The sequence below is a fragment of the Streptococcus sp. 27098_8_103 genome, assembly GCF_041432345.1.
GTDB lineage: Bacteria > Bacillota > Bacilli > Lactobacillales > Streptococcaceae > Streptococcus > Streptococcus mitis_BV.
This window is the reverse complement of record NZ_JAPVZK010000004.1, coordinates 52,306-74,080: the sequence shown is the minus strand read 5'-3', so window position 1 is coordinate 74,080 and position 21,775 is coordinate 52,306. Positions and strand designations below refer to the sequence as shown.

Below are 21,775 nucleotides of genomic sequence, written 5' to 3'. Positions count from 1 at the left end.
GAATAAGATGTGAAAAAATAAAGAATATGTTAGAATAGAGTCATGAAAATTAAAGTTGTAACAGTTGGGAAACTGAAAGAAAAGTATTTAAAAGATGGTATCGCAGAGTATTCAAAACGAATTTCTCGATTTGCTAAGCTTGAAATGATTGAGTTGGCAGATGAAAAAACACCAGATAGGGCTAGTGAGTCAGAAAATCAAAAGATTTTAGAAATAGAAGGTCAGAGAATTTTATCAAAAGTTGGTGATCGTGATTTTGTTATTGTGTTAGCTATCGAAGGGAAAATGTTCTCCTCGGAAGAATTTAGTAAGCAGTTAGAAGAAGCTTCCATAAAAGGATTTTCTACTCTTACCTTTATTATTGGAGGGAGTCTGGGATTAGCACAGGATGTAAAAAAGAGAGCTAATCTTTCTGTCAGTTTTGGTCGTTTAACCTTGCCCCATCAGTTAATGAGATTGGTTCTTGCTGAACAAATTTATCGCGCTTTTACGATTCAGCAAGGATCCCCCTATCATAAATAGAAAATTGACTTTTAATTGAATTTTTGGTAGAATAATTGTATTAGGTCTCATAGCTCAGCTGGATAGAGCATTCGCCTTCTAAGCGAACGGTCGCAGGTTCGAATCCTGCTGGGATCAATATAGTAGCAAAGCTGGGAATTTTCCCGGCTTTTTTCTTAAAAAAGTACACTTGGGGAGAAAAAAATGACAGTTGAGAGAATTTTATCTAAAACGAAATTCCATTTTGTATAATAGTTTTTGTAAGTTAGTTTACAAGAAAAAAACATTAAGGAGATTTTATTATGAAAAACACAGTTAATTTAGATAAGTTTGTAGAATTGAAGGAAAAAGACTTGCAAAATATTCAAGGTGGGGAGATGAGGAAAATGAATGAAAAGTCCTTTAATTTCTTTAATATCTTTAGAAGAAGATAAAGGAGTAGCATAATGGATTTTTTCTTATTAGTAGATTTGATATTATATTTTTTAATTATTAGTCATAGTTACCGTTTAATTTGTAAAGGTCAAATAAATAGAAAAGAATTCTTCGTTTTTGGTGCTTATACATTACTAACAGACACAGTATTTGATTTTCCTTTCTATCTTCTAAATTTAGATGGGTTAGGGATTGAAACATTTTTATTTCCTTTATTCTTATATTCCTATTTTCGATGGATGAAACAGTATGAGAGGGATAGAGGACTATTTCTAAGTTTACTACTATCTCTTTTATATGAGAGCACTCATAACTTTTTGTCCGTAACGTTCTCCTCTATAACAGGAGACAATTTTGTTTTACAATATTATGGCCTATTCTTTTCCGTTGTAACGGTGTTGACTTATGTTGTTATCTTAAAAATCATTCATTATTTCCATTTAGAACTAAACTATTTTGATAAGGACTACCTTTATCCTTTCTTGAAAAAAGTATTTTTTGCCTTACTACTGCTCCATATTGTATCTTTCGTTTCAAATATGGTAAGTACGATTAAACATTTGAATAGTTTTGGAAGTATTTTATCATCTATTGTCTTTATTTCTCTCCTTTTGACCTTCTTTGCAATGAATTCGCATAAAGAACAAATGGAAAAAGAGATTGCTTTGAAGCAGAAGAAATTTGAACAGAAACATTTACAGAATTACACAGATGAAATTGTCGGTCTGTATAATGAAATACGTGGTTTTCGACATGACTATGCTGGAATGCTTGTTAGTATGCAGATGGCAATTGACAGTGGTGATTTACAGGAAATTGACAGAGTTTACAATGAAGTTTTGGTTAAAGCTAATCATAAACTGCGTTCAGATAAGTATACTTACTTTGATTTGAACAACATAGAAGATTCAGCTTTACGAAGTTTGGTTGCTCAGTCAATTGTTTATGCTCGAAATAATGGTGTAGAGTTTACACTGGAAGTAAAAGATACGATTACTAAGCTCCCAATTGAACTATTGGATTTGGTTCGTATTATGAGCGTTTTATTGAACAATGCTGTCGAAGGATCGGCTGATAGTTATAAAAAGCAGATGGAAGTAGCAGTTATTAAGATGGAAACTGAAACAGTTATTGTGATTCAGAATTCATGTAAAATGACGATGACTCCTTCAGGAGATCTATTTGCTTTAGGATTCTCCACTAAGGGAAGAAATCGCGGGGTAGGATTAAATAATGTGAAAGAACTGCTAGATAAGTACAACAATATTATTTTAGAAACAGAGATGGAAGGCAGTACATTTAGACAAATCATTAGATTTAAGAGGGAATTTGAATGAAAGTTTTAATTTTAGAGGATGTTATTGAACATCAAGTGAGACTAGAAAGAATATTGGATGAAATTTCGAAAGAATCGAATATTCCAATATCATACAAGACAACGGGAAAAGTCCGTGAATTTGAAGAATACATTGAAAATGATGAAGTAAATCAGCTTTATTTCCTAGATATCGATATTCATGGAATTGAGAAAAAAGGATTTGAAGTTGCTCAGCTCATTCGTCATTACAATCCTTACGCTATTATCGTCTTTATCACCAGTCGATCAGAGTTTGCGACTCTAACCTATAAATACCAGGTATCAGCTCTAGATTTTGTTGATAAGGATATTAATGATGAGATGTTTAAGAAGAGAATTGAGCAAAATATATTCTACACGAAGAGTATGTTGCTTGAAAATGAAGATGTTGTAGATTATTTTGATTACAATTACAAGGGAAATGATTTAAAAATTCCTTACCATGATATTTTGTATATTGAAACGACAGGTGTCTCTCATAAATTGCGCATTATTGGTAAGAATTTTGCCAAAGAGTTCTATGGAACAATGACAGATATTCAGGAAAAGGATAAACATACCCAACGATTTTATTCTCCTCATAAGTCATTTTTGGTAAATATAGGCAATATCAGAGAAATTGACCGAAAGAATCTAGAAGTTGTTTTCTATGAAGACCATCGTTGTCCTATTTCAAGGTTAAAAATTAGAAAATTGAAAGATATTCTAGAGAAAAAATCTAAAAAGTGATTGACAATTAGTAAGAAATTGATATAATGGTTATATCTGCTACAGATAGAAGGTCCGTTGGTCAAGGGGTTAAGACACCGCCTTTTCACGGCGGTAACACGGGTTCGAATCCCGTACGGACTATTTTATCCGCCATAGCTCAGTTGGTAGTAGCGCATGACTGTTAATCATGATGTCGTAGGTTCGAGTCCTACTGGCGGAGTATAGATAAAAGGGAACACAACTGTGTTCCTCTTTTTGTATCAATTTGTATCACCAAGCATCTGCATAAGGAAGTCTGTTATTTCTTGAGGACTTTCTTTTTTTCCGTGTGCAATCCAAGTTTGACAGACACCAAAAAGTGCATGAGTTAAATAGATGCTACTATATTCTAATTCAGTGGTATTTAGATTCAGTTGCATAAATCGCTTTTGTAAATCTGTACTGAGCATGATATGAAGTTTATTTCGTAAGAAATTTTGGATTTCTTTCGTCCCATTTTCAGAAAGAAGAGCAGCCAGAAGTGGTTCTGATTCTAGATATTCAAAGACTTCTAGAATAGCGTCTCTTTTGCGCTGAGCATGTTTTTGAAAAATATATTCAAATGTATGAAATAGCTTGCTTTGATAATGCTCAATCATATCATACTTATCCTTATAGTGAGTATAGAAGCTGGAACGACTAATTCCGGCTTTTTCTGCTAACTTGACAGTAGAAATTTGATCAAATGGTTGTTCCATTAGTAATTGAACCATAGCATTTTCAATAGTTCGCTTTGTTTTTAAGCGTTTGTTACTTTCTTGCATATTTCCTCCTTATAAACAAATTAGACTATCTGTCTAAAAATTGATTTTTTATCTTGTAATTTAGATTTTTTAATGTATAATCTATTATATCAAAATTTTAGACAATATGTTTAAAAAAGGAGAAGCTATGTTTAAAGAATGGAAAGCAATTTTTAAAAAACCAACCTTTATTATTGTCATGATAGGGATTTCTCTTATTCCAGCTCTATACAATATTATATTTTTGTCATCAATGTGGGATCCATATGGGCAATTGTCTGACTTACCTGTGGCAGTTGTCAATCATGATAAAGAAGCTTCCTATAACGGTAATACCATGGCTATAGGAAAAGACATGGTGTCAAATTTAAAAGAAAATAAAACCTTAGATTTTCATTTCGTGGATGAAGAGGAAGGAAAGAAGGGATTGGAAGATGGCGATTACTATATGGTAGTGACTTTACCAAGTGATTTATCTGAAAAAGCAGCTTCGATTTTAACGGATCACCCTGAGCAAATGCAAATCGATTATCAGACTTCAAGTGGCCATAGTTTTATTGCCAGCAAGATGAGCGATTCTGCTATGACACAATTAAAGCAGAGTGTTTCTACCAATGTAACCGAGACTTATACTAAAGCTTTCTTTAACAAGATGGTCGATTTAAAGGATGGTATGAGTCAAGCAGCGTCTGGTAGTGAAAAACTAACTGATGGAGCGAATCAGTTAGTGGCAGGAAGTCAAACATTAACTACTAACCTACACTCTTTAGCAGATTCAAGTTTAACATTTTCAAATGGAACGGAGCAGTTTACTAAAGGATTATCCTCTTATGTCTCTGGTGTTGAACAACTTCATCTTGGATTAGGAAATTTTAATAGTGGTTTAGTTACATATACTGGTGCAGTGAGTCAATTAGATAGCGGATTAGGTCAATTATCTTCTAAAAGTCCTGAATTAGTAGGAGGAATCAATCAACTATATACTGGTGTAGAGTCCTATACTGGCGGTGTTTCTCGGCTCAATGCTGGTCTTAATCAATTTTCATCTGGTGTTAGTGCCTACACCAATGGAGTGGGAAGTCTTGCAACAGGTGCTAATCAGTTATCTAATCAATCAGCTACACTTCGAATGGGTGTGGAGCAATTAAGTGAAGGGATTCAACAACTTTCTAGCAAGTTAGATACTTCGTCTGAGCAAAAAGATCAAATTAATCAATTATCTTCTGGTCTAAATCAGTTAAATCAAGCCATTCAAAATATTGATGTTGGAGATACAAAACAATTGTCTTCTGTTTTATCAAGTATAGTTTCTCTTTCTAATCAAATGTTAGCAAGTGCTCAGTCTGAAAAAGCAACTACATTAGCAAATATTCAATCAACAGCAGCTTATAAATCATTGACAAGTGAGCAACAAGCTGAGATAAGTGCTTCTGTATCTCAAAATTCGACTGATAGTATTCAATTGGTTCAGTCAATTATAGCTTTAGTACAAGGTTTACAGGGAAGTTTAGAAAACTTACAAAATCAATCTTCAAATCTTTCGACATTAAAAAATCAAGCTAATCAAGTATTACCGCTTGCTTCTACTTCTTTGACAGGATTATCAAGTGGATTAACAGAAATACAGGGAGCAGTGACGAGTAAATTAGTTCCTGCCAGTCAGTCGATTGCATCAGGTGTAAATGCATATACTGCAGGTGTTGATAAAGTTTCTCAGGGCGCAAGTCAACTAAGTGAAAAGAATTCCACCTTGACAGGTAGTTTGGATCAACTAGTTTCAGGCTCAAATACCTTGACACAAAAATCTTCTAGCTTGACAGCAGGAGTTGGTCAATTAGTTGAAAAAACTCCAGAATTAGTATCTGGTATTGAAAAATTATCAACTGGGTCCAATCAATTGAATCAAAAGAGTCAAGAATTAATGGCAGGAGTTGATAAATTACAATCAGGATCTGGTCAATTAGCAGACAAATCCAGTCAGTTACTTTCAGGTGCTTCTCAATTAGAGAATGGAGCTAATAAATTGGCAGATGGAGCTGAGAAACTAGCAGAAGGTGGAACAAAGTTAACTTCTGGATTGGAAGGTTTACAGACAGGAGTTGCTTCTTTAGGACAAGGATTAGGTAATGCTAGTGATCAACTCAAATCAGCATCTACGGAATCTCAAAATGCAGAGATTTTGTCAAATCCTCTCAATCTTTCCAAAACAGACAATGATCAAGTTCCTGTAAATGGAATCGCAATGGCTCCTTATATGATATCAGTTGCTCTTTTTGTTGTAGCAATATCAACGAATATGATCTTTGCTAAGTTGCCTTCAGGGCGTCATCCAGAGAGCCGTTGGGCTTGGTTGAAATCTCGAGCTGAAATAAATGGTATTATAGCTGTTTTAGCAGGAATTTTGGTATATGGAGGAGTTCATCTTATTGGTCTAACTGCAAATCATGAAATGAGAACATTTACTCTCATTATCCTAACAAGTTTAGCATTCATGTCTATGGTGACTGCTTTAACAACATGGAATAGCCGTATAGGAGCTTTCTTCTCGCTTATTTTGCTTTTATTACAGTTAGCATCAAGTGCAGGTACCTATCCACTTGCTTTGACAAATGATTTCTTTAGAGCTATTAATCCTTGGTTACCAATGAGTTATTCGGTTTCTGGATTACGACAAACAATCTCTATGACAGGAAATATTCATCAACAAGTCATTTTCCTTGCTGTGATACTAGCCCTATTTACTGGTTTAGGTATGCTAGCCTATCAACCTAAGAAAATGGAAGAAGATTAAAAAAAAATCGACCAACTGGTCGATTTTTTTATGTCTTAGATGACTTTCGTTTATGATTATAGATTCCAAATAGTAAAAGAGAAGTAAAGGAACAGATTGCTCCAACAACAAACCCATTAGGAATGAAGGAAAGTGTAATAGTTCCTTTTCCCTTAGGAACGTCAACTTTTATAAAACCAGTTTGAGCTTGTTTAATTTCTATTTTTTTACCATCTTGGTAGGCAGACCAGCCTTTGTCATAAGGAATGGTGAAGAAAATGGACGTATCTCGTTTAACATCATATGTAGCAAAGATCTTGTTTTTAGAAGTTGATATTGTGACAGGTTGTTCTTTAATTTTTTGAATTGCCTCGGTGAATGTTTTGGTATCTAAACGATAGAAGGTAGGAGATTCAAATGATACTTGTGAATTTCCAGGGAAACTAACATTGATATTGAAAGTTTTTTTCTCTTTTGTATAGCCTAGATTAAAGAAGGAGAAGACATTATCAGTTGTAAAAGTTTTCTTTTCTCCATTTACAAGGATGTCAACCTTTTTTTGTTTGTCATTAGAAAAGTGAAGGTTTGTGAAAGAAAGATAAACTTGGCTGTTTTCTGGCACTTCAATTTGATACTGGATTGCTGCATCTTCATTTGAAGAACTTGTAACAGTAATCAAATCATCAGTATTCTCTGTTTTTTCATAGGGTATTGGAGAAAAATAATCAAAATTGACGTCAGCAAGTTGATTTAAAAACGAGGTCTGATTATCTAGAGTGTGTTCAGTGAACTTGACATCATTGTAAACAGATTGACTAGCAAAGGCAATCGGAAGAGAGAATTGATTTTCATATATGGTAAGATTATCTTTTTGATATACATCTTGGAATCCATACTTATCAATAGGACTGTCTGAGATATTGTACTGGATTCCAAATAAACTATCAGACAAAATACTATTATTTGCATAGCGGAGATTGAGATTAGTTCCAGAGGACTTAAAACCAAGTTTATCTAAAGTAGAGCTTGCTGAACGATTTCGAACAGATGAAAATTGAGAGATTCCATTGTAGTTGAATTTCATACTGTCATTTCCTGTCTGAGTTTGTAGTTTTTCAGTACGTGTAAATGGATCCTCAATATATGTTGAGAAAGATTCCATAGCTGGGATATCTCGATTATAAGCACTTCGAGAAGCAAATCCCCATTCCTTAGCAATTCCGTCTATTTGAGATGAAGTATTTAAACTCATTTCAACCATTATAAATAAAGAGATTAGAATGGCAAATAGATTTACAGAGATAAACTTTTTGATAACTGCAAGGAGTAAGAGAGAATAGACAACAAAAAATTCAATAGTCAGTAGAATATTCAAATCTGTTAAAAAAGAATAATGTGATTTTAGATAGATGGTAGCTAAAAATCCTGTTACTGCAAGAAAAAGTGAAACTAAAAAATTCCAGATTTTAATTTCTCTCAGACGATTTAAGACTTCCGCTGTTGTGTAAATTAACAAGGTAGAAAAAATCCAAGCATAGCGATGTAAAAACATATTTGGAGTATGCATGGCTTGCCAAAATAAATCAAGCGCTTCTATATAAAAGCTTGCAATTAGAAATGTAAAGAAGATTGCATAGATAAGTTTCACGTGAAACTTAATAGATTTCAGCGTAAAAAATAAAATAGTCAAAATAAAGGGAAGTAGTCCAACAAAAATCATTGGAACGGCCCCATACTTTGTTGTGTCAAAGGAACCGATGAATTGCTTAGCAAAGAGATCAAGATACCAGCTACTTTCAGTTTGAAACTTTGTAACTTCAGTCAATTTTTCCCCATGTGTCTGTAAATCAAACAGAGTGGGAAGAGTCATAATCAAGCTAGCCATACCAGCTAAAAAGGAGGTGATTATGAAATCAAGAAAAGATGATTTTCGAGTTTTAAAGTCCCAAGAAATTTGACAGAGATACCAGAAAATAAGAAACAATGCTGTCATATAGCCAAAATAATAGTTTTGGATAAATAAGATTGACAGACTTGTAAAGTATAATGAGAATTTCTTTTCAGTTATAAGCAGGTGTAAACCAGTTATAATTAAAGGAATCAAGATAAAAACATCTAGCCAGGTTTTTATCTCTAATTGACTGACAGAGAAACTCATCAGAGCATAGGAAGTAGATAAAGCTAGTTTTAAAGGCTTAGGAATCGATTGAAATAGTTTATTTAAACTAAAGTAAGTTGACAGTCCAATCAATCCAAATTTTAAGAGAGTTGTCAGATAGACAGCATCTGGCATATTCGTTAGATCAAAAAAGTAAACTAGAGGTGAAAGGAAACTCCCCAAGTAATAACTAGATAGGGCATAGAAATTTAGTCCTAGACCACTTGTAAAGGTGTAAAACAAACTACCATTTCCATGTAGGATATTTCGTAAAGCTACATCAAAAATAACGTATTGATGAAAGCCATCTCCTAATAGTGGAGATGTATCGCTATTCCAGTAGATACCTTGAGATAGATATACTCCTATCATAATCAATACAGGAATGATGAAAGAAACAAAATAGGTCCAATATGTTTTAAAAAATAATTTCATGTTACCTCATAAAATGTTAGAAAACTCAGCTGGTTAACCCAACTGAGTTTTGAAGTTTTTTAGTCTTTCCAAAGTTCTTTAACTTTTGCTTGTACTTCTGCATTCTCTAGGAATTCATCATAGGTTTCATCGATACGGTCAATGACGCCATTTTTAGACAAGACAATAATATGGTTAGCAAGAGTTTGAATAAACTCGTGGTCATGGCTGGCAAAGATGATTGATTCTTTGAAGTTTTTCAATCCATCGTTCAAGCTTGAGATAGATTCCAAGTCCAAGTGATTGGTTGGATCATCAAGTACAAGGACATTTGATTTCAAGAGCATGAGCTTTGAAAGCATGACACGCACTTTTTCTCCCCCTGACAAGACATTTACAGGTTTGTTAACTTCATCTCCAGAGAAGAGCATACGGCCGAGGAAGCCACGTAGGAAAGTATTGTCATCTTCCTCTTTACTTGCGAATTGACGCAACCAGTCAAGGATTGACTCTCCTCCTGCAAAATCTGCCGAGTTATCTTTTGGCAAGTAAGAACGGCTAGTAGTTACTCCCCACTTGATAGTTCCTTCATAGTCAATGTCACCCATGATTGCACGAATTAATGCAGTCGTTTGGATGTCATTTTGTCCAATTAGCGCTGTCTTATCACCTGGACGTAAGATAAAGCTGATATTATCTAAAATAGTCTCACCATCAATCTTTACAGATAGATTTTCTACTGTCAAGAGATCATTACCGATTTCACGTTCCGCTTTAAAGTTGATAAATGGATATTTACGACTAGATGGTACAATTTCTTCAAGTTCAATTTTATCAAGCATTTTCTTACGTGATGTTGCTTGCCTTGATTTAGAAGCATTGGCAGAGAAACGAGCAACGAATTCTTGCAATTGCTTAATTTTTTCTTCTGCTTTGGCATTACGGTCTGCTAGCAATTTAGCAGCGAGTTCAGAAGATTCCTTCCAGAAGTCATAGTTTCCGACATAGAGTTTGATTTTTCCAAAGTCAAGGTCGGCCATGTGAGTACATACTTTATTTAAGAAGTGACGGTCGTGGGATACTACGATAACTGTGTTATCAAAATCAATCAAGAAGTCTTCTAACCAAGTAATCGATTGGATATCCAAACCGTTGGTCGGCTCGTCCAAAAGAAGAACATCTGGTTTACCAAAAAGTGCTTTGGCTAGGAGAACTTTTACTTTTTCACCGTTGGCTAATTCGCTCATGTTTTGGTAGTGTAATTCTTCTGGAATGTTTAGATTTTGAAGTAGTTGAGAGGCTTCACTTTCTGCTTCCCAGCCCCCAAGCTCGGCAAATTCTCCCTCGAGTTCGGCAGCTCGGACACCATCTTCATCTGAGAAATCTTCCTTCATGTAGATAGCATCTTTCTCCTTCATGATGCTATAAAGTTTTTCATTTCCCATGATAACAACATCAATAGCACGTTCATCCTCATAGTCAAAGTGATTTTGACGAAGCACAGAGAGACGTTCATCTGGACCAAGAGAAATATGACCAGTAGTAGGTTCGATATCTCCGGCTAAAATTTTTAAAAAGGTTGATTTTCCGGCACCATTAGCACCGATTAATCCGTAAGTATTTCCTTCTGTAAATTTGATATTGACATCATCAAAAAGTTTGCGATCACTAAAACGTAGTGAAACATCAGATACTGTAAGCAATGTTTTTCTCCTATATGTGTAATATATTTATTCTACTAGAAAATACGGAAATATTCAAATTTTTATCTGTCAATTTTGCGTAAACTAAATTTACAGCATGCTTTACACTAATCCTTAAATAGCAAGGCTGATTTATTTTGATAAATTACGGTTATTTCATTAAAAAAATGCTATAATTGAAGGGATTATATCGAAGGAGAACAAAATGACTAAACCCATTATTTTAACAGGAGACCGTCCAACAGGAAAATTGCATATTGGACATTATGTTGGAAGTCTCAAAAATCGAGTATTATTACAGGAAGAGGATAAGTATGATATGTTTGTGTTCTTGGCTGACCAACAAGCTTTGACAGATCATGCTAAAGACCCTCAAACAATTGTAGAATCTATCGGAAATGTTGCTTTGGATTATCTTGCAGTTGGATTGGATCCAAGTAAATCAACTATCTTTATTCAAAGCCAAATTCCAGAGTTGGCTGAACTATCTATGTACTATATGAATCTAGTTTCATTAGCACGTTTGGAACGAAATCCGACAGTCAAGACAGAGATTGCTCAGAAAGGATTTGGAGAAAGTATTCCGACAGGATTCTTGGTCTATCCAATCGCTCAAGCAGCTGATATCACAGCTTTCAAGGCTAATTATGTTCCTGTTGGGACAGATCAGAAACCAATGATTGAGCAAACTCGTGAAATTGTTCGTTCTTTTAACAATGCATATAGCTGTGATGTCTTGGTAGAGCCGGAAGGTATTTATCCAGAAAATGAGAGAGCAGGGCGTTTGCCTGGTTTAGATGGAAATGCCAAAATGTCTAAATCACTCAATAATGGTATTTATTTAGCTGATGATGCGGATACTTTGCGTAAAAAAGTAATGAGTATGTATACAGATCCAGATCATATCCGCGTTGAGGATCCAGGTAAAATTGAAGGAAATATGGTTTTCCATTATCTAGATGTTTTTGGTCGCCCAGAAGATGCTCAAGAAATTGCTGACATGAAAGAACATTATCAACGAGGTGGTCTTGGTGATGTGAAGACCAAGCGTTATCTACTTGAAATATTAGAACGTGAACTTGGTCCTATTCGTGAGCGCCGTATTGAATTTGCTAAGGATATGGGAGAAGTTTATAATATGCTTCAAAAAGGTAGTGAAAGAGCGCGAGACGTTGCAGGTCAAACCCTATCTGAGGTTAAAGGAGCAATGGGACTTCATTACTTTAACTAAGTTTATTTTACAAGAAACTATCATTTCTATTTCAAAGAAAAGATAGTTTTTTATTTACCCCTGTAACATTTGACAAATTTTTATAGAATGGTATGATAGATACAATATAAAAAGAGTCAAGCTCAAAAAGAAAGAAAAGAGGAAACTTCGAATGTCTAATTGGGACACTAAATTTTTGAAAAAAGGTTTTACCTTTGATGATGTATTGCTTATTCCAGCTGAAAGTCATGTGTTGCCTAACGATGCAGATTTAACAACTAAATTGGCAGATAATTTGACTTTAAATATCCCAATTATTACCGCTGCCATGGACACAGTTACAGAGAGTCAAATGGCCATTGCTATTGCTCGTGCAGGCGGTCTCGGAGTTATCCATAAAAACATGTCAATTGCTCAACAAGCAGATGAGGTTCGTAAGGTAAAACGTTCTGAAAATGGAGTTATTATTGATCCCTTCTTCTTAACGCCTGAACATACAATTGCTGAAGCAGATGAGCTTATGGGTCGTTACCGCATCAGTGGTGTTCCAGTTGTTGAAACACTTGAAAATCGTAAATTGGTTGGTATTTTGACAAACCGAGATCTTCGTTTTATTTCAGATTATAACCAACCAATCTCAAACCATATGACTAGTGAAAATCTTGTTACTGCTCCTGTGGGTACAGACCTTGCAACAGCTGAGAGTATTCTTCAAGAACACCGTATTGAAAAACTTCCGTTGGTAGATGAAGAAGGTCGTCTTTCTGGTTTGATTACTATCAAAGATATTGAAAAAGTTATTGAGTTTCCAAATGCGGCTAAAGATGAGTTTGGTCGTCTTCTAGTTGCAGGTGCAGTAGGTGTTACTTCAGATACCTTTGAACGTGCAGAGGCTCTCTTTGAAGCAGGAGCGGATGCGATTGTTATTGATACTGCACATGGTCATTCTGCAGGTGTCTTGCGTAAAATTGCTGAGATTCGTGCTCATTTCCCAGATCGTACCTTGATTGCTGGAAATATTGCAACTGCTGAAGGTGCACGTGCCCTTTATGAAGCAGGCGTAGATGTTGTCAAGGTTGGTATTGGACCAGGTTCTATCTGTACTACTCGTGTGATTGCAGGTGTTGGTGTTCCACAAGTAACAGCTATCTACGATGCTGCAGCCGTTGCGCGTGAACATGGAAAAACGATCATTGCTGACGGTGGAATCAAGTATTCTGGAGATATTGTAAAAGCCCTTGCTGCAGGTGGAAATGCAGTTATGCTTGGATCAATGTTTGCTGGAACTGATGAAGCTCCAGGTGAAACTGAAATCTTCCAAGGACGTAAATTCAAGACATACCGTGGTATGGGTTCAATCGCAGCAATGAAGAAAGGTTCAAGCGATCGTTACTTCCAAGGTTCTGTCAATGAAGCAAATAAACTTGTTCCAGAAGGAATTGAAGGTCGTGTTGCTTATAAAGGAGCGGCAGCTGATATCGTCTTCCAAATGATTGGTGGTATTCGCTCTGGTATGGGTTACTGTGGTGCAGCTAACCTTAAAGAGTTACATGACAATGCTCAATTTATTGAAATGTCTGGTGCTGGTTTGAAAGAAAGCCATCCTCATGATGTACAAATTACTAATGAGGCACCAAATTATTCTATGTAAAAGAAATAAAGAGAATTCCCGTGAAAACAGGAGTTCTTTTACAATGTTGTCAATATTCGTTTACAGCAACTTTGCCACCCTGAATAGTGAAGATACTTAGATTTTCTGGTAGATTTTGAAGATGGTCTAAGCTTGTTGTTGTGATAAAGGTTTGGATTGACTGAGAAATCGTTTCTAATAATTTTAACTGTCTAGTATTGTCAAGTTCACTCATAACATCGTCAAGCAATAATATCGGAGATTCTGTAGTAATGCTTTCCATTAATTCGATTTCTGCTAATTTTATCGAAAGGACGAGACTACGATGTTGACCTTGACTTCCAAAACTAGCATCCATCCCATTTATATAAAAAGAAATATCATCTCGATGAGGCCCAACACCAGTATTCTTTTTAAATAAATCTCTGGACCTACTTTTTTCTAAAGCAATTTTGAAAGATTCTGATAAGTCTTCTTTGTCAGTTGGCTTTACAGAAGATTGATAGGATATTGACAACTCTTCAATCTGATTAGAAAGTTCAAAATGTTTCTTACGGCCAAAATGCTCTAGTTTTTTTATAAAATCTAAGCGGTGATTCATTACACGACATCCATAATCAACTAGCTGATCATCTAGTACTGAAAGGAAGGTTTCATCTATTGTTTGAGCTGATTTTAAATAGGTATTTCTTTGCTTAAGGATATGGTTATAATTGGTTAAGTCAGATAAATAGATTGGCTTAATTTGTCCAAGCTCCATATCAATAAATTTTCGTCGAACTGAAGGTGCTCCTTTAATTAGTTGTAAATCTTCAGGAGCAAATAAGACAACATTCATATGTCCGACATAATCTGAAAGGCGTGCCTGTTTTAAATGATTCACTTTTGTCACACGGCCTTTTTGTGTTAGTTCTATTTCTAGGGGAATGGATCCCGTTTTTTTCTGAACAAGACCTGAAAGATGGAGTTGTTCTTCATCAAAATGAATGAGATTTTTATCTGTTCGAGTTCGATGACTACGTGTTAAGGCTAAAAAATAGATAGCCTCTAACATATTTGTTTTTCCTTGTGCATTGCGTCCTAAAAAGATATTTAATTTAGGATTAAAGTCTATTTTCGTCTCTTTGTAGTTACGAAAAGTTTTGAGAGATAGGTGTTGTAGCCACATGATTATCTACCAGGGAATCGTGGAGCTTGTTTGCTTTTGGGTGAAGAAGTAGGTTTTGATTTATCTTTTTTTACTCCCTTATTCATCTCCTTAACAAGCTTAGCGATTCGTTCTTTTTCAACTTTATCAGCTTGGTATTCCTCTTGCTCATCAGACGTAAGTTGTGTCAACAAGATGTCAATATTCATGTCAGGGATGTCAACTTTATCACCAATACGAAGTTTTTTACCACGACGACTCTCTAATTCCCCATTAAAGTAAACAGAATGTTCAGAGAGAAATGATTTAATAGCTCCTCCGCTATGTGTAATTCCAAGTTCTTTGAGTAGTGCTTGGAGGGTAATAAATTCTTCAAATAATTTGTATTCCATAATTCACCTCAATCTTTGGTATTATACCATATTTTCCTAAAAATAGTGAGAGAAACAGGGAGAAATGTAAGCGATTTTTATTTCAAAAGTGTTACAGAGAACAAGAAAATTTCAGGTTTTCGTGATATAATAGAAGTCTGTATATAAGGAGGTAAATCATGGAGTTATTGCATGGAATTTCAACACATTTTATCCAATCAAAAAAGTTTAAAACGAACAAAATCACCGTGCGTTTTACTGCTCCATTATCTCTTGATACGATTGCAGGTCGCATGTTGAGTGCGAGTATGCTAGAGACTGCTAATCAGATGTACCCCACTTCTCAAGATTTGAGAAAACATTTGGCCAGTCTATACGGTACAGATATGTCAACCAATTGTTTCAGAAGAGGGCAAAGTCACATTGTAGAATTGACATTTACCTATGTTCGTGATGAGTTTTTAAGTAGGAAAAATGTGCTAACTTCTCAGGTTTTGGAACTTGTAAAAGAAACTCTTTTTTCACCCGTAGTAGTTGACAATGGGTTTGATTCGGCCTTATTTGAAATTGAGAAAAAACAATTACTAGCAAGTTTAGCAGCTGATATGGATGATTCTTTTTATTTCGCACATAAAGAATTAGATAAATTATTTTTTCATGATGAACGTCTCAAATTGGAATACAGTGATTTACGAAATCGTATTTTAGCTGAAACTCCACAAAGTTCTTATTCTTGTTTCCAAGAATTTTTGGCTAATGATCGAATAGATTTCTTTTTCCTAGGTGACTTTAATGAGGTTGAAATTCAAAATGTATTAGAATCATTTGCCTTTAAAGGTCGAAAAGGAGATGTGAAGGTTCAGTATTGTCAACCTTATTCCAATATACTACAAGAAGGTATGGTTCGGAAAAATGTGGGACAATCCATTTTGGAATTAGGTTATCATTGCCCTTCTGAATATGGTGATGAGCAACATTTACCCATGATTGTAATGAATGGTTTACTTGGTGGATTTGCTCACTCTAAACTCTTTACAAATGTTCGTGAAAATGCTGGATTAGCTTATACTATTTCAAGTCAGCTCGATTTATTTAGTGGGTTCTTGAGGATGTATGCTGGTATTGATCGAGAAAATCGGAACCAGGCTCGTAAAATGATGAATAATCAACTGCTTGATTTAAAAAAAGGATATTTTACAGAGCTTGAGTTAGAGCAGACCAAGGAGATGATTCGTCGGTCTTTGTTACTTTCTCAAGATAATCAATCTTCATTGATTGAACGTGCTTATCAAAATGCCTTACTTGGAAAATCTTCAGCAGACTTTAAAAGTTGGGTTGCAAAACTCGAGAAAGTTGACAAAGATGCTATTTGTAGAGCAGCTAATAATGTGAAACTACAAGCGATTTACTTTATGGAAGGAATAGAATGACAAAGGTTGTTTTTGAAGAAAAATACTATCCAGCTGTAAAAGAAATGGTTTATCGAACTCGTTTGTCAAATGGATTGACAGTTGCTCTTTTGCCTAAAAAAGAATTTAAAGAGGTTTACGGGAGTGTAACTGTACAGTTTGGTTCGGTAGATACGCTTGTCACAGAAGTTGACGGAGATGTAAAAAGCTATCCTGCAGGAATTGCTCATTTTCTTGAACATAAATTGTTTGAGAGAGAAGATACTAGTGATTTACTGTCGGCTTTTACGAGTCTAGGTGCAGATAGTAATGCCTTTACAAGCTTTACAAAAACAAGTTATCTTTTTTCAGCAACGGATCATTTTTTAGAAAATTTAGAGTTACTTGATGAATTGGTAACATCAGCATATTTTACTGAAGATTCCATTTTAAGAGAGCAGGATATTATCCAGCAAGAACGAGAAATGTATCAAGATGATCCAGATTCGTGTTTATTCTTTTCAACCTTAGCGAATTTGTATCCGGGTACACCTTTAGCAACGGATATAGTTGGAAGCGAGGAGTCTATTTCCCAAATCAATCTAACTAAATTGCAAGAAAATTTTACAAAGTTTTATAAACCTGTAAACATGTCTCTGTTTTTAGTTGGTAATTTTGATGTGGAGCAAGTACAGGACTATTTTGAAAGAAAAGAATTGAAAGATTCAGGTCTTCAGGAACTAGCAAGAGAAAAGTTTGTTTTACAACCTGTAAAGCAAACAGACAGCATGAGGATGGAAGTATCTTCTCCCAAACTAGCGATTGGTGTTAGAGGTAAACAAGAAGTTGCTGAAGCGGATTGCTATCGACATCATATTTTATTAAAATTATTGTTTGCAATGATGTTTGGTTGGACTTCGGATCGTTTTCAGAAATTATATGAATCAGGTAAAATTGCCGCATCCTTATCTCTGGAAGTTGAAGTAACAAGTCGCTTTCATTTTGTCATGTTGACAATGGATACAAAAGAGCCAGTTGCTTTATCTCATCAGTTTAGGAAGGCTATTCGTAATTTTACAAAGGATTTAGATATTACAGAGGATCATTTAGATATTATTAAAAGAGAGATGTTTGGAGAATTTTTCAGTAGCATGAACTCTCTTGAATTTATTGCAACGCAATATGATGCTTTTGAAAATGGTGAGACAATTTTTGATTTGCCAAAAATTTTACAGGAAATTACTTTAGAGGATGTCCTTGATGCTGGACATCATTTAATAGATGATGGTGATATAGTTGATTTTACAATATTTCCATCGTAGTAACCTATCATAATCGATACTAGAAAGAAGGAATGACAAGTATGAGGAAAAAAACAATTGGTGAGGTTTTACGTTTAGCTAGAACCAACCAAGGGTTGACTTTAGAAGAATTACACAAAAAAACAGAAATTCAGTTGGATATGTTGGAAGCGATGGAAGCTGATGATTTTGATCAACTTCCTAGTCCATTTTATACTCGTTCTTTTTTGAGAAAGTATGCGTGGGCAGTTGAGCTAGATGAGCGAATTGTCTTGGATGCTTATGATTCTGGGAGCATGATTACTTATGAAGAAGTAGATGTTGATGAAGACGAGTTGACAGGTAGGAGACGTTCAAGTAAGAAAAATAAGGCATCATTTTTACCTTTATTTTATTTTATACTCTTTGCATTATCGATTGTCATTTTTGTGACCTATTATGTTTGGAATTATCTCCAGACTCAACCTGAGCGTTCATCTGCGTCTAGTTATAGTGTAGTCCAAGCAACAAGCTCAACTAGTTCTGTAACTTCATCTTCAAGTAGTAGTTCATCAAGTAGCTCTTCGAATATGGAACCAGCTATAAGTGTATCAGGTGAAGGAAATCGAGTAGAAGTTGCTTATAAAACGAGCAAGGAAACTGCAAAATTACAATTATCAGTCTCAGATGCTAGAAGTTGGGTTAGTGTTTCAGAAAGTGAGCTTGAGGGTGGGGTGACCTTATCACCTGATAATAAAAGTGCGGAAACAACAGTTTCAACTAAAAATTCTGTCACCATTACTTTAGGTGTTGTCAAAGGTGTCGATTTAACAGTAGATAATCAGACTGTTGATTTATCGAAATTAACAGCTCAGACTGGACAAATCACTGTAACCTTTACTAAAAATTAAGGAAAAACGAATGAAAAAAGAACAAATTCCAAATCTCTTAACAATAGGTCGAATTCTCTTTATACCTATTTTTATCTTTATTTTAACGGTAGGAAATTCGATAGAGAGTCATATAGTAGCAGCTATTATCTTTGCTATTGCCAGTATTACAGACTATTTAGATGGATATTTAGCTCGTAAATGGAATGTGGTTAGTAATTTTGGTAAATTTGCAGATCCTATGGCGGATAAGCTACTAGTTATGTCGGCTTTTATTATGCTGATTGAGTTAGGAATGGCTCCAGCTTGGATTGTTGCAGTGATTATCTGTCGTGAGTTGGCTGTGACAGGTTTAAGACTTTTATTAGTTGAAACTGGTGGAACAGTTTTAGCAGCAGCAATGCCTGGAAAAATTAAAACTTTTAGTCAGATGTTTGCCATTATTTTCTTGCTATTACATTGGACTTTGCTTGGTCAAGTTCTACTTTATGTAGCCTTGTTTTTCACTATCTACTCTGGCTATGATTATTTCAAGGGTAGTGCCTATGTATTTAAAGGGACATTTGGTTCGAAATGAAATCAGTAATTGATGTAAAAAATCTTTCTTTTCGCTATAAGGAAAGTCAGGAATATTACGATGTGAAGGATATTACGTTTCACGTGAAACGTGGAGAATGGCTTTCGATTGTAGGGCATAATGGTAGTGGTAAATCAACGACGGTTCGCTTAATTGATGGCTTACTGGAAGCAGAATCCGGAGAGATTGTAATTGATGGCCAACGGCTGACTGAGGAAAATGTTTGGAATATACGTCGTCAAATCGGTATGGTTTTTCAAAATCCAGACAATCAATTTGTTGGAGCGACTGTTGAAGATGATGTTGCCTTTGGTTTGGAAAATCAGGGACTTTCTCGTCAAGAAATGAAAAAGAGAGTGGAAGAAGCTCTGGATTTGGTTGGCATGTTGGACTTTAAAAAGAGAGAGCCAGCGCGTCTATCAGGTGGCCAAAAGCAACGTGTGGCTATTGCAGGTGTTGTAGCCCTAAGACCAGCTATTTTAATCTTAGATGAAGCAACGAGTATGTTGGATCCTGAGGGACGTAGAGAACTGATTGAGACAGTAAAAGGAATTCGGAAAGACTATGATATGACGGTCATTTCCATTACACATGATTTGGAAGAAGTTGCCATGAGTGATCGTGTGTTGATCATGAAAAAAGGGTCAATTGAATCAACTAGTAGTCCAAGGGAGCTTTTCTCTCGAAATGATTTGGATCAAATTGGATTAGACGATCCTTTTGCTAATCAATTAAAACATTCTTTGAGCCAGAATGGCTATGATTTGCCTGAAAATTATTTGACAGAAAGTGAGCTAGAAGATAAGCTATGGGAATTGCTCTAGAAAATGTGAGTTTTACGTATCAAGAAGGGACTCCCTTAGCGTCAACAGCTTTGTCAGATGTTTCTTTGACGATTGAAGATGGTTCTTATACGGCCTTAATTGGCCACACAGGTAGTGGTAAATCAACTATTTTACAACTATTAGATGGTTTATTGGTGCCAAGCCAAGGGAGTGTGCGGGTTTTTGATACCTTAATCACCTCGACTTCTAAAAATAAAGATATTCGTCAAATTAGAAAACAGGTTGGCTTGGTATTTCAGTTTGCTGAAAATCAGATTTTTGAAGAAACGGTTTTGAAGGATGTTGCTTTTGGACCGCAAAATTTTGGAGTTTCTGAAGAAGATGCGGAGCAGATTGCGCGTGAGAAACTGGCTCTGGTTGGAATTGATGAATCACTTTTTGATCGTAGTCCGTTTGAGCTATCAGGTGGACAAATGAGACGTGTCGCCATTGCAGGCATACTTGCCATGGAACCAGCTATATTAGTCTTAGATGAACCCACAGCAGGCCTAGATCCCCTGGGAAGAAAAGAGCTGATGAATTTGTTCAAAAAACTCCACCAGTCAGGGATGACCATTGTCTTGGTAACGCATTTGATGGATGATGTTGCTGAATATGCGAACCAGGTATATGTGATGGAAAAGGGACGTTTAGTTAAGTTTGGTAAACCTAGTGATGTCTTTCAAGATGTTGTTTTTATGGAAGAAGTTCAGTTGGGAGTACCTAAAATTACAGCTTTTTGTAAACGATTGGCTGATAGAGGCGTGTCATTTAAACGATTACCGATTAAGATAGAGGAGTTCAAGGAGTCGCTAAATGGATAGTATGATTTTGGGGCGTTATATCCCAGGGGATTCGATAGTTCACCGATTGGATCCACGCAGCAAATTACTGGCTATGATGCTACTGATTTTGATCGTTTTTTGGGCTAATAATCCCTTGACGAATCTGATTCTTTTTATAGCGACAGGGATCTTTATTGCCTTGTCAGGAGTATCTCTTTCATTTTTTATTCAGGGCTTGAAGTCTATGTTTTTCTTGATTGCCTTCACAACTATTTTTCAACTGTTTTTCATTTCTAATGGGAATGTTTTATTTGAGTTTTCGTTTGTGAGAATCACGGATTATGCTTTGCAACAAGCTGGAATTATCTTTTGTCGCTTTGTATTGATTATTTTCTTTTCTACTTTGTTAACCTTAACGACCATGCCCTTAAGTTTGGCATCAGCTGTCGAAGCTCTATTAGCACCTTTAAAGAGTATGAAAGTTCCAGTTCATGAAATTGGATTGATGCTGTCTATGAGTTTGCGTTTTGTCCCAACCTTGATGGATGATACGACGCGGATTATGAATGCACAGAAAGCGCGTGGAGTGGATTTTGGAGAAGGAAGTATTGTTCAAAAGGTGAAGGCTATGATTCCCATTTTGATTCCTCTTTTTGCGACAAGTTTAAAACGTGCGGATTCCTTGGCTATCGCAATGGAAGCGCGTGGTTATCAGGGTGGAAAAGGCAGAAGTCAATATCGACAATTGAAATGGACTCGAAAGGATACGCTGACCATTCTTGTTATTATCATACTTGGTTGTTGCTTATTTTTCTTAAAATCTTAGTAGCTTTCAGGAATTG

General features: G+C 35.5%; 19 protein-coding genes and 3 tRNA genes. 17 read left to right on the top strand and 5 right to left on the bottom strand.

The features are described from left to right. Positions 1-42 precede the first annotated feature (42 nt). The 7 genes from rlmH to O3599_RS01975 all read left to right on the top strand — a co-directional run bounded on the left by rlmH (position 43) and on the right by O3599_RS01975 (position 3,224). Positions 43-522 carry a 23S rRNA (pseudouridine(1915)-N(3))-methyltransferase RlmH gene (rlmH, locus tag O3599_RS02005; protein WP_247939277.1) on the top strand — a complete coding sequence of 160 codons (480 nt, stop codon included), beginning with the start codon at positions 43-45 and terminating at the stop codon, positions 520-522. Positions 523-565: 43 nt separating this feature from the next. Next, positions 566-639: transfer RNA gene (locus tag O3599_RS02000), tRNA-Arg, on the top strand. Positions 640-803: 164 nt separating this feature from the next. After that, positions 804-935: a competence-stimulating peptide ComC gene (comC, locus tag O3599_RS01995; protein ID WP_247939276.1), complete on the top strand. Its 132-nt coding sequence runs from the start codon at positions 804-806 to the stop codon at positions 933-935. A 12-nt stretch (positions 936-947) separates the two neighbouring features. Continuing rightward, positions 948-2,273: a sensor histidine kinase gene (gene comD / locus O3599_RS01990; protein ID WP_247939275.1), complete on the top strand. Its 1,326-nt coding sequence runs from the start codon at positions 948-950 to the stop codon at positions 2,271-2,273. Next, the gene (gene comE, locus O3599_RS01985) at positions 2,270-3,022 is read left to right on the top strand and encodes a competence system response regulator transcription factor ComE (RefSeq protein WP_033684571.1); all 753 of its coding nucleotides are present in this window, start codon (positions 2,270-2,272) and stop codon (positions 3,020-3,022) included. The genes comD and comE overlap by 4 nt, the downstream gene beginning before the upstream one ends. Before the next feature lie 51 nt (positions 3,023-3,073). After that, positions 3,074-3,145 (top strand) — tRNA-Glu (locus O3599_RS01980). Between the two features lie 5 nt (positions 3,146-3,150). Next, positions 3,151-3,224 (top strand) — tRNA-Asn (locus tag O3599_RS01975). A 40-nt stretch (positions 3,225-3,264) separates the two neighbouring features. Here O3599_RS01975 and O3599_RS01970 read toward each other — a convergent pair. After that, positions 3,265-3,807: a TetR/AcrR family transcriptional regulator gene (locus tag O3599_RS01970; RefSeq protein WP_247939274.1), complete on the bottom strand. Its 543-nt coding sequence runs from the start codon at positions 3,805-3,807 to the stop codon at positions 3,265-3,267. 127 nt (positions 3,808-3,934) lie between these two features. Here O3599_RS01970 and O3599_RS01965 point away from each other — a divergent pair, with 127 nt between their 5' ends. Further along, a complete protein-coding gene (locus tag O3599_RS01965) occupies positions 3,935-6,577 on the top strand; it encodes a YhgE/Pip domain-containing protein (protein WP_247939273.1) in 2,643 nt (880 codons plus the stop codon). A gap of 28 nt (positions 6,578-6,605) precedes the next feature. On the opposite strand, the gene O3599_RS01960 is transcribed toward O3599_RS01965, so the two are convergent. Beyond that, complete coding sequence (locus O3599_RS01960; RefSeq protein WP_247939272.1) at positions 6,606-9,149, bottom strand: YfhO family protein; 2,544 nt, start codon at positions 9,147-9,149, stop codon at positions 6,606-6,608. A gap of 59 nt (positions 9,150-9,208) precedes the next feature. Next, a complete protein-coding gene (locus O3599_RS01955) occupies positions 9,209-10,831 on the bottom strand; it encodes an ATP-binding cassette domain-containing protein (RefSeq protein ID WP_247939271.1) in 1,623 nt (540 codons plus the stop codon). Between the two features lie 205 nt (positions 10,832-11,036). Between O3599_RS01955 and trpS the strand changes: the two genes are divergently transcribed. Together trpS and guaB are read left to right on the top strand one after the other, a co-directional pair. After that, complete coding sequence (gene trpS, locus O3599_RS01950; RefSeq protein WP_261018050.1) at positions 11,037-12,062, top strand: tryptophan--tRNA ligase; 1,026 nt, start codon at positions 11,037-11,039, stop codon at positions 12,060-12,062. 151 nt (positions 12,063-12,213) lie between these two features. After that, on the top strand, positions 12,214-13,692 hold the full coding sequence (guaB, locus tag O3599_RS01945; RefSeq protein WP_084926938.1) for an IMP dehydrogenase: 1,479 nt from the start codon (positions 12,214-12,216) through the stop codon (positions 13,690-13,692). 49 nt (positions 13,693-13,741) lie between these two features. Here the strand turns inward: guaB and recF are convergent, their stop codons facing one another. Next, positions 13,742-14,839, bottom strand: a complete 1,098-nt coding sequence (gene recF, locus O3599_RS01940) for a DNA replication/repair protein RecF (RefSeq protein ID WP_261018051.1) — start codon at positions 14,837-14,839, stop codon at positions 13,742-13,744. 2 nt (positions 14,840-14,841) lie between these two features. Beyond that, positions 14,842-15,210 (bottom strand): S4 domain-containing protein YaaA, encoded by a 369-nt coding sequence (yaaA, locus tag O3599_RS01935; RefSeq protein WP_371511818.1) that lies wholly within the window; start codon positions 15,208-15,210, stop codon positions 14,842-14,844. Between the two features lie 158 nt (positions 15,211-15,368). Between yaaA and yfmF the strand changes: the two genes are divergently transcribed. The 7 genes from yfmF to O3599_RS01900 are packed head-to-tail and all read left to right on the top strand — an operon-like array spanning position 15,369 to position 21,759. Then, the gene (gene yfmF, locus O3599_RS01930; RefSeq protein WP_261018052.1) at positions 15,369-16,619 is read left to right on the top strand and encodes an EF-P 5-aminopentanol modification-associated protein YfmF; all 1,251 of its coding nucleotides are present in this window, start codon (positions 15,369-15,371) and stop codon (positions 16,617-16,619) included. Further along, positions 16,616-17,899 (top strand): EF-P 5-aminopentanol modification-associated protein YfmH, encoded by a 1,284-nt coding sequence (gene yfmH / locus O3599_RS01925; RefSeq protein ID WP_247939265.1) that lies wholly within the window; start codon positions 16,616-16,618, stop codon positions 17,897-17,899. The genes yfmF and yfmH overlap by 4 nt, the downstream gene beginning before the upstream one ends. A 41-nt stretch (positions 17,900-17,940) precedes the next feature. Further along, positions 17,941-18,768 (top strand): cytoskeleton protein RodZ, encoded by an 828-nt coding sequence (gene rodZ / locus O3599_RS01920; RefSeq protein ID WP_143952674.1) that lies wholly within the window; start codon positions 17,941-17,943, stop codon positions 18,766-18,768. Positions 18,769-18,778: 10 nt separating this feature from the next. Beyond that, positions 18,779-19,324, top strand: a complete 546-nt coding sequence (gene pgsA, locus O3599_RS01915) for a CDP-diacylglycerol--glycerol-3-phosphate 3-phosphatidyltransferase (RefSeq protein WP_000712138.1) — start codon at positions 18,779-18,781, stop codon at positions 19,322-19,324. Beyond that, entirely contained in the window at positions 19,321-20,148 is an 828-nt protein-coding gene (locus O3599_RS01910) for an energy-coupling factor ABC transporter ATP-binding protein (protein ID WP_000843636.1), read from the top strand. The genes pgsA and O3599_RS01910 overlap by 4 nt, the downstream gene beginning before the upstream one ends. Next, entirely contained in the window at positions 20,133-20,972 is an 840-nt protein-coding gene (locus tag O3599_RS01905; protein ID WP_000510419.1) for an energy-coupling factor transporter ATPase, read from the top strand. Before O3599_RS01910 ends, O3599_RS01905 begins: the two co-directional genes overlap by 16 nt. Beyond that, positions 20,965-21,759, top strand: a complete 795-nt coding sequence (locus O3599_RS01900) for an energy-coupling factor transporter transmembrane protein EcfT (protein ID WP_000377896.1) — start codon at positions 20,965-20,967, stop codon at positions 21,757-21,759. The genes O3599_RS01905 and O3599_RS01900 overlap by 8 nt, the downstream gene beginning before the upstream one ends. Positions 21,760-21,775: the final 16 nt, after the last annotated feature.

What these genes read in the sequence shown, in the direction of transcription:
- rlmH (WP_247939277.1), top strand. Translation starts at nt 43, where the DNA reads ATGAAAATTAAAGTTGTAACAGTTGGGAAACTGAAAGAAAAGTATTTA.
- comC (WP_247939276.1), top strand. Translation starts at nt 804, where the DNA reads ATGAAAAACACAGTTAATTTAGATAAGTTTGTAGAATTGAAGGAAAAA.
- comD (WP_247939275.1), top strand. Translation starts at nt 948, where the DNA reads ATGGATTTTTTCTTATTAGTAGATTTGATATTATATTTTTTAATTATT.
- comE (WP_033684571.1), top strand. Translation starts at nt 2,270, where the DNA reads ATGAAAGTTTTAATTTTAGAGGATGTTATTGAACATCAAGTGAGACTA.
- O3599_RS01970 (WP_247939274.1), bottom strand. Translation starts at nt 3,807, where the DNA reads ATGCAAGAAAGTAACAAACGCTTAAAAACAAAGCGAACTATTGAAAAT.
- O3599_RS01965 (WP_247939273.1), top strand. Translation starts at nt 3,935, where the DNA reads ATGTTTAAAGAATGGAAAGCAATTTTTAAAAAACCAACCTTTATTATT.
- O3599_RS01960 (WP_247939272.1), bottom strand. Translation starts at nt 9,149, where the DNA reads ATGAAATTATTTTTTAAAACATATTGGACCTATTTTGTTTCTTTCATC.
- trpS (WP_261018050.1), top strand. Translation starts at nt 11,037, where the DNA reads ATGACTAAACCCATTATTTTAACAGGAGACCGTCCAACAGGAAAATTG.
- guaB (WP_084926938.1), top strand. Translation starts at nt 12,214, where the DNA reads ATGTCTAATTGGGACACTAAATTTTTGAAAAAAGGTTTTACCTTTGAT.
- recF (WP_261018051.1), bottom strand. Translation starts at nt 14,839, where the DNA reads ATGTGGCTACAACACCTATCTCTCAAAACTTTTCGTAACTACAAAGAG.
- yaaA (WP_371511818.1), bottom strand. Translation starts at nt 15,210, where the DNA reads ATGGAATACAAATTATTTGAAGAATTTATTACCCTCCAAGCACTACTC.
- yfmF (WP_261018052.1), top strand. Translation starts at nt 15,369, where the DNA reads ATGGAGTTATTGCATGGAATTTCAACACATTTTATCCAATCAAAAAAG.
- yfmH (WP_247939265.1), top strand. Translation starts at nt 16,616, where the DNA reads ATGACAAAGGTTGTTTTTGAAGAAAAATACTATCCAGCTGTAAAAGAA.
- rodZ (WP_143952674.1), top strand. Translation starts at nt 17,941, where the DNA reads ATGAGGAAAAAAACAATTGGTGAGGTTTTACGTTTAGCTAGAACCAAC.
- pgsA (WP_000712138.1), top strand. Translation starts at nt 18,779, where the DNA reads ATGAAAAAAGAACAAATTCCAAATCTCTTAACAATAGGTCGAATTCTC.
- O3599_RS01910 (WP_000843636.1), top strand. Translation starts at nt 19,321, where the DNA reads ATGAAATCAGTAATTGATGTAAAAAATCTTTCTTTTCGCTATAAGGAA.
- O3599_RS01905 (WP_000510419.1), top strand. Translation starts at nt 20,133, where the DNA reads ATGGGAATTGCTCTAGAAAATGTGAGTTTTACGTATCAAGAAGGGACT.
- O3599_RS01900 (WP_000377896.1), top strand. Translation starts at nt 20,965, where the DNA reads ATGGATAGTATGATTTTGGGGCGTTATATCCCAGGGGATTCGATAGTT.